Source organism: Pseudarthrobacter sp. B4EP4b (assembly GCF_006680095.1).
In the GTDB taxonomy this organism is placed as follows: domain Bacteria; phylum Actinomycetota; class Actinomycetes; order Actinomycetales; family Micrococcaceae; genus Arthrobacter.
In genome coordinates, this window is record NZ_VHIJ01000036.1 from 1 (window position 1) to 12,864 (window position 12,864).

Here is a 12,864-nt window from a genome sequence, read left to right on the forward strand (position 1 = left end):
GGGCGTGCGTTCCAGCCCGCGGACGACGTCGGCCAGCTCGCTCGTGGAGGCAAGCCTGGGTTCCGGATTGTCCGGGTGGGGGTGGCCGGCCTGGGTGAGTTCCTGCAGGACCGCGCCGGAGGGGTGGGCGGCGAGCAGGAGGTACATGCTCCAATTCTGCCTTGTCTTTTTCGCATGCTTTGCCGCCGTCACTCTTCCTGCACAGGCTTGTTGCCGCCGGTTTTGTACACATAGGGCCGGGGCTGCCTTATCGTTGCCCGGCCAGCGGTGGACAGTGGCTCCATGAGCAGGCATCAGTTGACACCCATCCCTTCAGATCCAGTCCCTGCCGGGCATTCGTCCCGGAGCCCGGATGACCTGCTGCTGCCAGCCTCTCCCGGCTTTGCGGCGGGTTTGGCAGGGCCGGACAAGGCCTGGCTGCCGGACAGCGGGGAAGAGGTGCTGCTGGTCACCTCGTCCGCTGTTGTGCGTGCCGAGGTGGAGCGGATCGTGGCGGCAGCCGGAGCGCATCTTCGCGTTGTTGCCGATGCACTGGAAGGGGCCAGGTACTGGGATGGCTCGGCCGCGGTTCTGGTGGGCAGTGACATCCGGGAGTTGCCGCCCCGGCGGCGGGCACCGGCTGTCCTCGTCGGTCTGGACGGTGAAGGCGACAGCCTGTGGCACCTGGCCGCGGCGCTCGGCGCTGAGCGGGTGGCCGTGCTCCCTGACGCCGCGGCCTGGCTGGCGGACCACCTCAGCCGCTCGCGGGCGCCCGGCCCGGGCGGGATCATCCTGGGTGTGACCGGCGGGTGCGGCGGCGCCGGAGCCACCACGGCGGCGATCTGGATAGCACAGGCGGCAGCCGGGATGGGAGCACGCGTACTGCTTGTTGACGGCGACCCCTGGGGCGGCGGGCTGGAACTGGCCATCGCCGCGGAGGAAAGCCCGGGCCTGCGCTGGCCCGACCTTTCCGAAGCGCGGGGCAGCATCGATTCGGGCCAGCTGTCCGACTCACTGCCCGTCTCCGGAGGATTTTCGTTCCTGTCCTGGCCGGCCACCCGTGAACAGCCCGTACCCGTGGCCGCGCCCACCACCACCGGCGTGCTCGACGCCGCACGCCGCGGGTTTGAACTGGTAGTGCTGGACATCGGCCGGGGCGCGGGACCCCTCCAGTCCTATGCCTGGGACTGCGACCGGATCATGATGGTGGTTCCCGCCCAGTTGAAGGCGGCCGTCGCGGCTGTGCGGCTGCTCAACGAGTTCCCGCCCGTGGAGGCTGGCCTCCTGGTCCGGGGCCGGTCGGGGGCTGCGCTGGACGCCTCGCTGATCTCGGAGGCCATCGGCCTGCCCGTGCAGGGACGCGTGCCTGAGCTCCGCGGAGTCGGTGCCGCCATGGAATCGGGCCGGCTGCTGGAACTGGGCAAAAGGCGCAGCGTCCGGCATTTTGCCGCCTCAGTGCTCGACACACTCGGCGACGAGCTGCCCACGGGAGAGATCCGATGAAGCAGCAATCCGCGCGAGGATCGGGAACAGCTGACGGGCTGCGGCGCCGTGCCCGGCTGATCGAGGGCCAGCGCATGGAAGGCCAGCGCCGGGACCCGCGCCGGGTGGAGCGGCAGATCGTTGACGCCGGGCTGCTGGAATCGGTCCGCGAGTCCATGATGGCCGAAGCCGGCGTTGTCACGCCCTCGCGGGTTGCTGCGGCGGTACAGGCTACCGGCAAGCTGCTGGGCACGGCCGGATCGCTGGCCGCGGTGGAGCGCATCAGCGCCGAGCTCAGCGGACTGGGACCCCTGCAGCCGCTCACCCGGGATCCGGCGGTCACGGACATCTTCGTCAACGCTCCGGACTCGGTATGGGTGGACCGGGGCCGGGGCATCGAGCCCGTCCCCGTCGCCTTCGGCGATGAGGCCCAGCTGCGGGCGCTGGCCTGCAGGCTGGTTGCCGCGGGAGGGCGCCGTCTGGATGACGGTTCGCCCTGCGTGGATGTGCGGCTGGCGGGTGGTTACCGTATCCATGCGGTCCTGCCGCCGGTGTCCACGGCGGGAACCCTGCTCAGCGTCAGGATCCGACGTGAACGGGTCTTCAGCATGGACGAGTTGCAGGCGGCCGGAATGTTCGGCCCCCTGGTAAGGGACGTCCTGGAACGGGTGCTGGAACTTCGGCTGAGTTTTCTGATCAGCGGCGCCACGGGTTCCGGCAAGACCACGCTGCTGTCCACCCTGCTGGGGCTGTGTGCCCCCGCGGAGCGGCTGGTCCTCATCGAGGATGCTTCCGAGCTGAACCCGGTCCATCCACACGTGGTCGCCCTCGAATCCCGGCACGGAAACCTCGAAGGCGGCGGGGAGGTGGGGCTGGGCGAGCTGGTCCGGCAGGCCCTGCGCATGAGGCCCGACCGGCTGGTGGTGGGGGAATGCCGCGGCGCTGAGGTGCGGGAACTGTTGACCGCAATGAACACCGGACACAGCGGAGGAGGCGGGACCATCCACGCCAATACTGCGCATGCTGTCCCTGCCCGGCTCACAGCCCTGGGTGCGCTCGCCGGCTTGAGCCCGGACGGCGTCCGGCTCCAGGCGGCCAGCGCCCTTGACGTGGTGATCCACGTCGAAAGGACCGGCCGCGGAAGGGAAGTGGCGTGCATCGGCCTTATCGAGGACGGCAGTGACGGTCTTCGCGTTGTGTCAGCCCTGGAAGCCTCGGAGGGCAACACCGTTCGGGGTCAGGGATGGGACGCACTGGCCAACCGGCTGGGACGTGAACCGGGGCAAGGCTTGTGACCATTCTCCTCGCAGCGGCCCTGGTGCTGGCTGCGCTGTTGGTTCTTCGCCCGCCGCAGGGTGCGGCAGCAAGGTTCCGCCGCGCCACGGGTGGTGTTGCTGCTGCCCGAACATCGGTAAGGCCGCTGGCCCGCCTGATCAGGGGGATCAGGCCTGGAACCGGGAAGGCGGCGGTCTCCGGCCCTGCAGCATCCATGACTCTGGTGGTGCAACAGCTTGCCGCGCTGCTGAAGGGTGGGCGCACCCCGGCCCGCCTGTGGGATGAGCTGTGGGGAATTTACGGGGCGAGCAGCCAAACCGAACAGGATGGTCCATCCGCATGGCGGCACGGCACCGGGCTAAGCCAGGGCTCACTGGCGCTGCTGGCGGCGGCCCGCGCCGCCGCGCGTACAGGTGCTCCGGTATCTGAGGCCATCAGGCGCGCGTTGCCCGCGGTTTTTCCGCGCCCGGGCAAGGAATCCCGGATCTGGTCCCAGCTTGCGGCCTGCTTCGACATCGCAGAAGCAAGCGGCTGCCCCTTGGCTGACGTGCTGACCAGGTTCGCGGCGCAGCTGGAAGTAGAGGACGACGCCGACGCCGCCCGGCAGACGGCACTGGCAGGGCCAAAAGCAACGGTCAGGCTGCTCACCTGGCTTCCGCTGATGGGGCTGGGCCTCGGCATGGCCCTCGGCGTGGATCCGCTGGCAATTCTGCTGGGCACGCCGCTGGGACTGGCGGCCCTCGTGGCTGGGGCTGCCCTCACCATAGCGGGCAGGGTATGGTCCGCCCGGCTGGTGGCGGCTGCAGCAGGAGCGGGACTGCCATGACCGGAACATTGCTGCCGGCGCTCGCAATCCTGGCCCTCTTGGCCGCCGCAGCCTGCCTTTTATTCCTTGGCAGGGGCCGGCCACGGAAGCGGTTGGCCGCCCTGTCCCTGGCCCAAAATCCTGGTTCGGCTGATGATCCAGGGACTGCTGGCGGCCGGTTCCGCAGCCGGGATGGACCCGACGGCCTGCAGGACACCGCCATGATGCTCGAACTCGTCGCCGCCATGCTGGACGCCGGGTCAGGGATTGGCCGTTCCCTTGATCTTGTCTCGGCCTCGGCGTCCTCCCAGTACCGCCAATCGCTGCGACCCGTCGTTTCCGCACTGGCAATCGGAGCGGACTGGGAGACTGCGTGGCGAAGCTCAGCCGTCAGGTTACCCGCCATTCTCGAACTGCGGGATGCCCTGGGATTCGCGGCGCTCACCGGAGCTCCGTCCTCGGCGATCCTCTATGCGCAGGCTGCCAGGCTTCGCCGGGAGAGGTTCCGTGCAGCGGAAAAGCGCGCAGCGTCCCTCGGCGTCAAGCTGGTGGTCCCGCTGGGACTGTGCTCGCTGCCGGCCTTTATCTGCCTGGGCGTTGTGCCCGTTTTGCTGGCCCTGGTCCCGTCGGGCTGACGGTGCGGCTGGTCCCGTCCAGCTGACAGAGCGGCGGTCCTGGCGCAGTTCGGGCAGTTCGGGCAGTTCCGAGGGGCTTCCCACCGCCGGGTCGCGGCCAATCGTCAGGCCTGCTCTTTCCCTCCACAGCCACTAACCGTCCCCAACTTTTCCACTTACGCAATAGCCGGCCTTACCGCTCGCGGCACGGCCCGGAAGAGTCAAACCAACCGGCAACCCTGCCGGACCATCGAAAGGAATCACCGCATGTCCATCAACCATGACCGCCGTTACGCCGCCGGAACCGCAGCGCTCGCAGCAGCCCGGCACCACACGAAACGGCGCACCGCAACCCGATCCGCTGATGCGCCTCCAACCGGGTCTGCTTCACTGCCGGCCAACGTGGTGGAGCTCTACCCGGGTGCCAGCGTCTACCCGGGTGCCACCGCCCAACGCAGCACCGGCGTCCGGAGGCTGCTCGGATCAGAAGCCGGCATGGCCACGGCTGAGTATGCGATCGCCACTTTGGCCGCCGTCGGCTTCGCCGGGCTGCTGGTCTTCATCCTTCGCAGTGAGGAAGTGCGTGGCTTCCTGCTGAACCTGATCCGCACGGCACTGGCGTTGCCATGACCGGTGCGCCGAATGCGGTGCGCCTTCGGCCACCGGCAGAGCGGGGCGCCGTTACCGCAGAATTTGCCGTGACCCTGCCTGCCGTTGTGCTCCTGCTGGCCATGCTGCTTTCCGGTGCAGCCGCCGGGGTCACCCAGTTGCGGCTGGAGGAAGGCGCCCGGGCGGGTGCACGTGCGCTGGCCCGCGGGGACGATGCGGCAGCCGTGGAAAGGATCGTACGACAGCTTTCGGGACCGTCGGCATCTGCGGCTGTGGCAGCCGAGGGCGAGTGGCTGAACGTCACTGTCGCAGACCGGGTAGGGGGTCCGCTGGGGGCAACAATTCCGTGGACGCTGACGGCCCGCGCCTCAACCCGCAGCGAGGCAGTTGCAGCGGGCCCGGGTGTTTCCCCGGCCGACGCGGCTGCGGCAGGCACCGGATGACCGGGGCCAGGGCCAGAGCCAGAGCCAGAGCCAGGGCCAGGGTTGGGGACGGACCGGAGCGCGGCTCGGGCACAGTCCTCGCAGCGGGTTTGGCATTGATGGTGATGACGGCCATGGCGCTGCTGCTGCTCCTGGCCCAGTCGGCTGTGCTGGCCAGCAGGGCCGCCGCAGCCGCCGACCTGGCTGCCCTCGCCGCGGCGGACGCCCTGCGCGGGGTCACCGACGGGGAGCCCTGCGACGTGGCGGCCGAAGTCGCGGCGCGGCATGCCGCTGCGGTGGTCAGCTGCTTCGAGGGAGAGGCCCAAACCGTGGAGGTCCGGACGGAGCTGATCGAGCGGACGGTGCTGGGCGCGGCGAGCGGCCGGGCACGGGCGGGACCCCCGCCCTGAACACGGCAAACGGCTGAACCCGGGTTCGAGCCCGGTTGGGTCCGAGGAGGGCCAGGAAGGAGCCAGGATTTCAATCTAAGGGGGGCGACAATCTGAACCAGCATTGAGGCATAAACAGGGATTCAGTCTGCGGGAGTCAGGCTGAGCAAGGCGAAGGAACCAGGCGTCAGCGCTGGGCTTCCACGCTCTCGGCGCTGGCCTCGGTGGCATCCTTCAACAGGACGTCGAGCAGGGTGACCGCGGCCCCCTTGTCCAAGGGGTTGTTCTTGTTCCCGCACTTGGGCGACTGGACGCAGGAGGGGCAGCCTGATTCGCATTCGCAGGCCTTGATGGCATCCCGCGTCGCCGCCAGCCACACCTTCGCCTTGTCGAAACCGCGCTCGGCGAAGCCGGCACCGCCAGGGTGCCCGTCATACACAAAAATGGTGGGCACCCCGGTGTCGGCATGCAGGGCAGTCGAAACGCCCCCGATGTCCCACCGGTCGCTCGAAGCCACCAGCGGGAGCAAGCCGATTGCTGCGTGCTCGGCGGCGTGCAGGGCACCAGGGAACTGTGCCTCAATAAGGCCGGCGGCGGTAAGGGACCGGTTGTCCACCTCGAACCACACTGCCTTGGTGAACAACTCCCGGGCGCCAAGGTCCAGGGGCTCCTCACCAAGGATTTCGTTGGAGATCAGGGCCTTGCGCTGGAAGGAAACCACCTGGGTGGTGACCTTGACGTCGCCGAAGTGCAGGGAAACGTCACCCCAGCTGGCGGTTCGCTGGGTTTCCAGCACCTCAATCTGGGTGACGTCCCGTGCCGTGGTGTAGTAGTCGGGATTGGCGCGGCGGACCACCACACAGTGATCGTCCTCGTTGAGGTCCTCCACCACGTAGCTGTCGCCCTGGTGGATGTATACGGCGCCGGTATGCGCCTGGTAGTGGGTCTGGGGTGAGTCCATCGTCCCGAGGAGGGAGCCGGTATCGGCGTCAACAATACTGACCGGCCCGCCGCCGTCGGCCCGCAGGTTCACCATGGCGGCCGCACTCTGGGAGTGGGTCCAGAACCAGCCCGCCGGGCGGCGCCGCAAATACCCCTGTTCCACAAGGCGGTCGAGGAGTGCCTCGGCCGTGCCCCCGAACAGGTCCAGCTCAGCCGGCCCCAGAGGCAGTTCCGCTGCCGCAGCGCACAGATGGGGGCCCAGCACATAGGGGTTGGCCGGGTCGAAAACAGTGGCTTCCACGGAGACGTCGAAGATTGCTTCCGGGTGGTTCACCAGGAAGGTGTCCAGCGGATCGTCGCTGGCAACAAAGGCCGCGATCGCATCCTGCCCGGCCCGGCCGGCCCGCCCGATCTGCTGGAACAACGAGGCCCTGGTGCCGGGCCAGCCCGCAACCAGGACAGCGTCCAGGCCTGAGATGTCGATACCCAGCTCAAGCGCGGAGGTACTGGAAACACCCAGCAGCCTGCCGGAGCGCAGTGCCTTCTCCACGGCCCGGCGTTCCTCCGGCAGATACCCGGAACGGTAGGCAGCCACGCGCTGCGGGAGGCTGGGGTCCACTTCGTCGAGCAGCCGCTTGGTGATAGACGATATGGTCTCCGCACCTCGACGCGATTTGATGAAAGCAATCGTCCGGACGTGGGCCGACACCAGGTTGGCCAGCAGGTCGGACGTTTCGGCCACGGCTGTGCGCCGCTCCTTGGCGCCGTTCTCGCCGCGGAGTTCGGTGAGCGCCGGTTCCCAGAAAGCCACCGTGGTGGCACCGTGCGGTGACCCGTCCTCCGAGACGGCCTTCACCGGGGCGCCGATGAGCCGGGCAAAGGAGACATCGGGATCAGATGCCGTGGCTGACGCGGCGATGAATACGGGCTCGGGGAATGAGGTGCCGGCTCCGTAATACGCGCAGATCCGCCGCAGCCGGCGCATCAGGTTGGCCACGTGTGAGCCGAAGACGCCCCGGTAGCTGTGCGCCTCGTCAATGACTACATAGCGGAGCCGCCGAAAGAAGGCCGCCCACCAGGCATGGTTCGGAAGGATACCGAAATGCAGCATGTCCGGATTGGCCAGGATGAAGTTGGCGTGGTCCCGGATCCAACGCCGGGAGGCGGGGTCGGTGTCGCCGTCGTAGGTTTCGGCGCGGACGGTGGGCAGCTGCAGTGCCCGGATGGCGTTGAGCTGGTCGGCGGCGAGGGCCTTGGTGGGGGACAGGTAGAGGGTGACCGCGCCGTCGTCGTGGATCTTTCCCGGATCGGCAAGAACCCGCAGCTCGGAACGGTGGATGGCATCCAGGGCCGGGAGCTGGTAGGCGAGCGACTTCCCCGAAGCCGTCCCGGTGGCCACCACAACGTGCCCGCCGCCGTGCGCAATGTCAGCTGCTTCCACCTGGTGGCGGTAGGGCTGCTGTACTCCGAGCGAACCGTAGGCTGCAACCAGATCCGGGTGGACCCAGGACGGCCACGGCTCATGCACCGCCTTGCGGGCGGGGATGGTGCGGACATGACGCAGCTGTTCCGGGTCCGGGCCGCGGCCCAGCAACGGAATCAGGGAGTCATGGGGGTTCACCCATATATTGTTTCACCCGCCGCGGGCTTGCCGTGCCGGGTTCGCCCTCGGGGGAAACAAGGGAGACGCGGAAAATCCAGGAATTCAGGGAGATGCGCCAGGCGCTAACTCAGGGACAGATCGGCCCCGTCGCGGGATGCGGACAGCATCAGCACCCGGGAAACAGTGGTCCAGCCAAGATGCGAGTAGAGCTTCTGGCCATCAAGGGACGCCAGCAGCAGCCCGGTCTGGACGTCATGCCCAAACGCCTGCGCTGCCAGTGCGCGCATGATAAAACTGCCAAGGCCGCGCCGCTGGAAGGCCGGTTCGGTGATGATTTTGTCGAACACCGCGGTGTCGCCCACCACATAAACCCGGCCACTGGCGGCCAGGGTGTCACCGGAGCGCACCTCCGCGTAGTGCACACCGTCCTGTTCGGACGCCGCCAGGGAAAGGTCGTCATCCGAAAGCCAAGGATCCTCGGCGTCCTGGGTTTCCATGTCCACGATCATCATGGCCTGGGTGTCGGAAGTGACGTTCAATCCGTGCTGCCGGGCAAGTTCCGAATACCGGGCGAGGTCGTTCGTCAGGATCGTCAGGCCCCGGGCCGGCACTTCCGCCGCCTTCGCCGCGAGCACGGCAAACTCCGTGTCCGTTGGATCGGACGCGAAAAACTCCCATTCACCTGAGGTATCAGACCGGAGCGCGGCCGGAAAGCGGCCTTCCGACGATGTCCGGTAACCGCGACAGCCAGCCCATCCGGCCACCCACACTTCAAGAAGGCCAGTGATGTCGTTAACCATGGTTTCCGGGCTCATGCGATGAGACTATTCCACCCCGATCACAAGCAACAGGGGGTGGCAGGCAAGAAGTCCTGAGCTTATGCAATTGTGATGCGGCACCCCTGGGCGCCCGCCCGTGGCAGAACCGGGACAGGCCACTGGAATCCAAGCCGGTACCCTTAAATACGTGGCTTTGAACCGAATCGTGCTTTTTTACGGCTTTACCCCCATCGCTGATCCGGACGCCGTCCGGCTCTGGCAGCGTGCCCTCTGCGAGAAACTGGGCCTGACCGGCCGCATCCTGATCTCCAAAGACGGCATCAACGCAACCGTGGGCGGCGAAATCGGCGCCGTGAAGCAGTACGTCAAGACCACGCGCGAGTACAAGGGCTTCCACGGCATCGACGTTAAATGGTCCGACGGCGGTGCGGAAGACTTCCCGCGCCTGAGCGTCAAGGTACGCGACGAAATCGTCTCCTTCGGCGCCCCCGGCGAACTGAAAGTGGACGACAACGGTGTGGTGGGCGGCGGCAAGCACCTCAAACCCGAAGAACTGCACGAACTCGTGGATACAAAGAAGCAGGGCGGGGAAGAGGTTGTCTTCTTCGACGGCCGGAACGCCTTCGAAGCACAGATCGGCCGCTTCAAGGACGCGATCGTCCCCGATGTCGCCACCACCCACGACTTCATCAAGGAACTCGAGTCCGGGAAGTACGACGGGCTCAAGGACAAGCCGGTGGTCACCTACTGCACCGGCGGCATCCGCTGCGAAGTGCTCTCCAGCCTGATGGTGAACCGCGGTTTCAAAGAGGTCTACCAGCTGGACGGCGGCATCGTCCGCTACGGCGAAACCTTCAAGGACCAGGGCCTTTGGGAAGGCTCGCTGTATGTGTTCGACAAACGTATGCACCTCGAATTCAGCGAGGACGCGAAAACCATTGGCCAATGCGTACGATGCTCGGCCCCCACCAGTAAGTTCGAGAACTGCTCCAACCCGAGCTGCCGCACCCTCACCCTGTACTGCGCCGAATGCGCTTCCAGCCCGGAAACCCTGCGCTGCCCCGAAGGCTGCGCGGCGTAGGACCGGGCTCACGGCCTGCGGAAGCGCAACGCCTGTCACAGGCGCCGGAGCCGATACGCGTAGTTTGCACCTGTCCGGGCGTCCACAGTGACAGTCAGGGCAGTCTCGGCCGAGAGATAAATGACGTTCTCGCGGTTGATGCCGCACCGCAGCCCCAGGTCAACCAGCGTGAGCGCGTCGCTGCGGACCGTGAAGTTCACACGGCGCTGGCTCCGGCAGGCCAGCGCCAATGCGTAGGTGCCGGTGCCCACCACGGGGGTAGTTTCGCTGCGGGTTTCGCCCGCGGCCAGCAGTCCGGCTGCCGCGTACATGACCGGATCGCCGGTATCTGGCAGGCTGCGGGACACCCATGACTCCAGCTCGGCCTCGCTGACGGGTTCCCGCTCCAGCGGATCGCGGGTGAATGCCGGCGCCGGGGCCACAGTCTGCTCCGCATCAGCGGGATCGGCCCAGCGGCCGTCGTCGTAGGTGTATTCGCAGCCGCCCACCGCAAGCCCTGCCGCGAGCACAAGGCCGAGGACGACGGCGGACGCAGGCTTTCGCGCCAGCGGCGCCGGGGCTGTCCGTAGCGGACCGGGCGCGGAGGATTTCCGCACACTGGGCATAGTCCGACTTTAAGCCCGCAAGCCTCCGCGGACCATAGCTATTGCGCCGGCATCAGCTGGTAGGCCTAGATGAGGGGCGCGTCCACACTGGAGGTGCTGATTTCCAGCCTCCCTGTATTGGGCAGTGTGATCCTGGTGACCTCGTTGCTGCCGTTGCACGCGGCTCCGGCATCCACCACGTCTTCCCCGTCCAGCGACACCGCGAAGAACGCTTTGCCTCCGCCCTCGCAGGTCGCCGTCAGGGTGTAGCGGCCGGCGCTGACATTGGAAGCTTCCCGGATGATCCGGTTTTTGTTGAGGATCTTCCCGGCATCCTTCAGCACGGCGCCCGGCGATGCCGGCAAGGCGGTGGCCCGCCACTGGGGCACGTCGGCGTTCTCGATCGACACCACCGGCGAGCATCCCGCCAGGGCTACGGCCGCCAGGCCTGCCAGCGCCGATGCTGTGCGCGGGAAGCGCTTCGGGCCGGCGGGCTGCTTCCGGGCGCGCGGAAGGACGGAAAGCGTTGTTGGCATACCCCAACGCTACCCCGTCCGGCAGGCCGCAACGTTCCAGCGCCTGCCGGGCCGGACCTCCCGCACTAAACTTGAGCGGTGCCTGAATCCCCATACGAGTTCACCGCCGGTAATACTCCCGACGCGCCCCGCAGCGACCTTCCGGACCTGCTCGCCGCACTCGCCGCGGACCTGCGCGCCGTGGACTACACGCTCGACGGCGTCACGAATCTCCTGGGCGAATCCGCCTACACCGCCTTGAACCGCGACCAGACCATCCCGGCACTGCTCGCTGCCGAGCGCGCGGTCCGGCGGGACGAGGGCGCCAAGGCGCTTGCCGCCGTCGTCCGTCTGTGGCTGCTCGCCGAGCCCCAGCCCAAGGAAACGCTCGACGCCGTCCTGCCGGGCCTTCGCGCGGAAGGGTTGCTTGCCCTGGGGCTGGTGGAGCCCGTTCCCGGCACGGCGCTCCTTGCCGCCAAAGCCGACCTGCGGCCCTACGGCTGGGACGCTAATGAAGACGGCAGCGGCGGCGCTGAACTGTGGGTGGCGAGCGACCTCGCTGCGCACCAGCAGGAGGGTGTGCTCCGGCACGACCACGTCCTGGGCATCGGCCAGGCCTCCACCACTTTGGTGCAGACAACCTTCCGCCGCCACACCAACCGCGCACTGGACCTGGGCACGGGCTGCGGCATCCAGGCCTTCCACCTGCTGCACCACTGCGAGCATGTGACGGCCACGGACATTTCCGAACGGGCGCTTGCCTTTACCCGGTTCAATATCCTCCTGAACGCGCAGGCCCTGGGGGTGGACCCGGACCGGCTGGGGGACCGGGTGAGCCTGCGCCTGGGCTCGCTGCTGGAACCGGTGGCCGGCGAGGAATTCGGGCTGGTGGTCTCCAACCCGCCGTTCGTCATCACGCCACGGAGCCCGGGGGAAGATGCCGCGGAGCAGTTCACCTACCGCGACGGCGGCCTGCCGGGCGATGACATCGTGGCTGCCCTGGTGGCCGGACTCCCGGCTGTCCTGGCTGAGGGCGGCACGGCCCAGATGTTGGGCAACTGGGAGGTGGCGGCCGGCACGGACTGGCAGGAGCGTCCTCAGTCCTGGGTGGTTCCCGGCGTGGATGCCTGGTTCATCCAGCGGGAGTTGGTCAGCCCGGAGCAGTACGCCGAAACCTGGCTGCGGGACGCCTCCGAGTCCCGGGACCGGGACCACTACCGGGACGCGTATGCGGCTTACCTGGAAGACTTCGAGTCCAGGAACGTGGCGGGGATCGGCTTCGGAATGGTGCTGCTGCGGCGGCCGGCTGGCTCCGGCCAGGGCTTCAGCCGGTTCGAGGAGATTACCTACCCCATCGAGCAGCCCATCGGCCCGCACCTGGGCGCGGCGCTGGAACGCCAGGACTGGCTGGCAGCCAACAGTATCGGGGACGCGCACCTGCTGGTGGCGGACGACGTCACTGAGGAACGCCACCAGCGCCCCGGCGCCGAGCATCCGGGCGTGATCCTGCTGCGCCAGGGCGCCGGCCTGCGCCGGACCAACCTGCTCAGCACCGAACTCGCCGGGTTTGTCTCGGCCTGCGACGGCGACCTCACGGCGGGCCAGATCGCCGGTGCGCTGGAGGCGCTGCTGGGCGGGGAGGACGGGTTCGACGCCGGCACATTCCGCAGCGGTTTGCTCGCCGAAGCAGCCAACCTGGTCCGGGACGGTTTCCTGATTCCAGCCGGTCAATAGGGCGCAGACGAAGGCGCGGAGCGGTGTGCCGCCGGCCCCCCTCTTTTCCAC

General features: G+C 67.9%; 13 protein-coding genes. 9 read left to right on the forward strand and 4 right to left on the reverse strand.

The window, feature by feature from the left end; translation table 11 throughout:
• Window positions 1-282: 282 nt before the first annotated feature.
• The 7 genes from ssd to FNL14_RS13020 all read left to right on the forward strand — a co-directional run bounded on the left by ssd (window position 283) and on the right by FNL14_RS13020 (window position 5,596).
• Window positions 283-1,482 (forward strand): septum site-determining protein Ssd, encoded by a 1,200-nt coding sequence (gene ssd, locus FNL14_RS12990; protein ID WP_142060663.1) that lies wholly within the window; start codon window positions 283-285, stop codon window positions 1,480-1,482.
• Window positions 1,483-1,556: 74 nt separating this feature from the next.
• Window positions 1,557-2,756: a TadA family conjugal transfer-associated ATPase gene (locus FNL14_RS12995; RefSeq protein WP_255470824.1), complete on the forward strand. Its 1,200-nt coding sequence runs from the start codon at window positions 1,557-1,559 to the stop codon at window positions 2,754-2,756.
• Entirely contained in the window at window positions 2,753-3,562 is an 810-nt protein-coding gene (locus FNL14_RS13000) for a hypothetical protein (RefSeq protein ID WP_142060667.1), read from the forward strand. Before FNL14_RS12995 ends, FNL14_RS13000 begins: the two co-directional genes overlap by 4 nt.
• On the forward strand, window positions 3,559-4,176 hold the full coding sequence (locus FNL14_RS13005; RefSeq protein ID WP_142060669.1) for a type II secretion system F family protein: 618 nt from the start codon (window positions 3,559-3,561) through the stop codon (window positions 4,174-4,176). Before FNL14_RS13000 ends, FNL14_RS13005 begins: the two co-directional genes overlap by 4 nt.
• Before the next feature lie 246 nt (window positions 4,177-4,422).
• Window positions 4,423-4,785 carry a DUF4244 domain-containing protein gene (locus FNL14_RS13010; protein ID WP_142060671.1) on the forward strand — a complete coding sequence of 121 codons (363 nt, stop codon included), beginning with the start codon at window positions 4,423-4,425 and terminating at the stop codon, window positions 4,783-4,785.
• The gene (locus FNL14_RS13015; RefSeq protein WP_142060673.1) at window positions 4,782-5,207 is read left to right on the forward strand and encodes a TadE family type IV pilus minor pilin; all 426 of its coding nucleotides are present in this window, start codon (window positions 4,782-4,784) and stop codon (window positions 5,205-5,207) included. Before FNL14_RS13010 ends, FNL14_RS13015 begins: the two co-directional genes overlap by 4 nt.
• On the forward strand, window positions 5,204-5,596 hold the full coding sequence (locus FNL14_RS13020; RefSeq protein ID WP_142060675.1) for an Rv3654c family TadE-like protein: 393 nt from the start codon (window positions 5,204-5,206) through the stop codon (window positions 5,594-5,596). The genes FNL14_RS13015 and FNL14_RS13020 overlap by 4 nt, the downstream gene beginning before the upstream one ends.
• Window positions 5,597-5,762: 166 nt before the next feature.
• On the opposite strand, the gene FNL14_RS13025 is transcribed toward FNL14_RS13020, so the two are convergent.
• On the reverse strand, window positions 5,763-8,138 hold the full coding sequence (locus FNL14_RS13025) for a DEAD/DEAH box helicase (protein WP_142060677.1): 2,376 nt from the start codon (window positions 8,136-8,138) through the stop codon (window positions 5,763-5,765).
• A gap of 104 nt (window positions 8,139-8,242) precedes the next feature.
• Window positions 8,243-8,935, reverse strand: coding sequence for a GNAT family N-acetyltransferase (locus tag FNL14_RS13030; RefSeq protein WP_142060679.1), 693 nt, complete (start codon window positions 8,933-8,935; stop codon window positions 8,243-8,245).
• 151 nt (window positions 8,936-9,086) lie between these two features.
• On the opposite strand from FNL14_RS13030, the gene FNL14_RS13035 reads away from it, so the two are divergent.
• On the forward strand, window positions 9,087-9,980 hold the full coding sequence (locus tag FNL14_RS13035; RefSeq protein WP_091422569.1) for a rhodanese-related sulfurtransferase: 894 nt from the start codon (window positions 9,087-9,089) through the stop codon (window positions 9,978-9,980).
• A 35-nt stretch (window positions 9,981-10,015) separates the two neighbouring features.
• On the opposite strand, the gene FNL14_RS13040 is transcribed toward FNL14_RS13035, so the two are convergent.
• Both FNL14_RS13040 and FNL14_RS13045 read right to left on the reverse strand, forming a co-directional pair.
• A complete protein-coding gene (locus FNL14_RS13040) occupies window positions 10,016-10,585 on the reverse strand; it encodes a hypothetical protein (RefSeq protein ID WP_142060681.1) in 570 nt (189 codons plus the stop codon).
• Between the two features lie 65 nt (window positions 10,586-10,650).
• Entirely contained in the window at window positions 10,651-11,100 is a 450-nt protein-coding gene (locus FNL14_RS13045; protein WP_142060683.1) for a hypothetical protein, read from the reverse strand.
• A 78-nt stretch (window positions 11,101-11,178) separates the two neighbouring features.
• Here FNL14_RS13045 and FNL14_RS13050 point away from each other — a divergent pair, with 78 nt between their 5' ends.
• Window positions 11,179-12,813, forward strand: a complete 1,635-nt coding sequence (locus tag FNL14_RS13050; protein WP_142060685.1) for a methyltransferase — start codon at window positions 11,179-11,181, stop codon at window positions 12,811-12,813.
• Window positions 12,814-12,864 lie beyond the last annotated feature (51 nt).

Bases quoted from the DNA above. Each gene is read 5' to 3' on its own strand.
- FNL14_RS13005 (WP_142060669.1), top strand. From the start codon at position 3,559: ATGACCGGAACATTGCTGCCGGCGCTCGCAATCCTGGCCCTCTTGGCC.
- ssd (WP_142060663.1), top strand. From the start codon at position 283: ATGAGCAGGCATCAGTTGACACCCATCCCTTCAGATCCAGTCCCTGCC.
- FNL14_RS13010 (WP_142060671.1), top strand. From the start codon at position 4,423: ATGTCCATCAACCATGACCGCCGTTACGCCGCCGGAACCGCAGCGCTC.
- FNL14_RS13015 (WP_142060673.1), top strand. From the start codon at position 4,782: ATGACCGGTGCGCCGAATGCGGTGCGCCTTCGGCCACCGGCAGAGCGG.
- FNL14_RS13020 (WP_142060675.1), top strand. From the start codon at position 5,204: ATGACCGGGGCCAGGGCCAGAGCCAGAGCCAGAGCCAGGGCCAGGGTT.
- FNL14_RS13045 (WP_142060683.1), bottom strand. From the start codon at position 11,100: ATGCCAACAACGCTTTCCGTCCTTCCGCGCGCCCGGAAGCAGCCCGCC.
- FNL14_RS13030 (WP_142060679.1), bottom strand. From the start codon at position 8,935: ATGAGCCCGGAAACCATGGTTAACGACATCACTGGCCTTCTTGAAGTG.
- FNL14_RS13040 (WP_142060681.1), bottom strand. From the start codon at position 10,585: ATGCCCAGTGTGCGGAAATCCTCCGCGCCCGGTCCGCTACGGACAGCC.
- FNL14_RS12995 (WP_255470824.1), top strand. From the start codon at position 1,557: ATGGAAGGCCAGCGCCGGGACCCGCGCCGGGTGGAGCGGCAGATCGTT.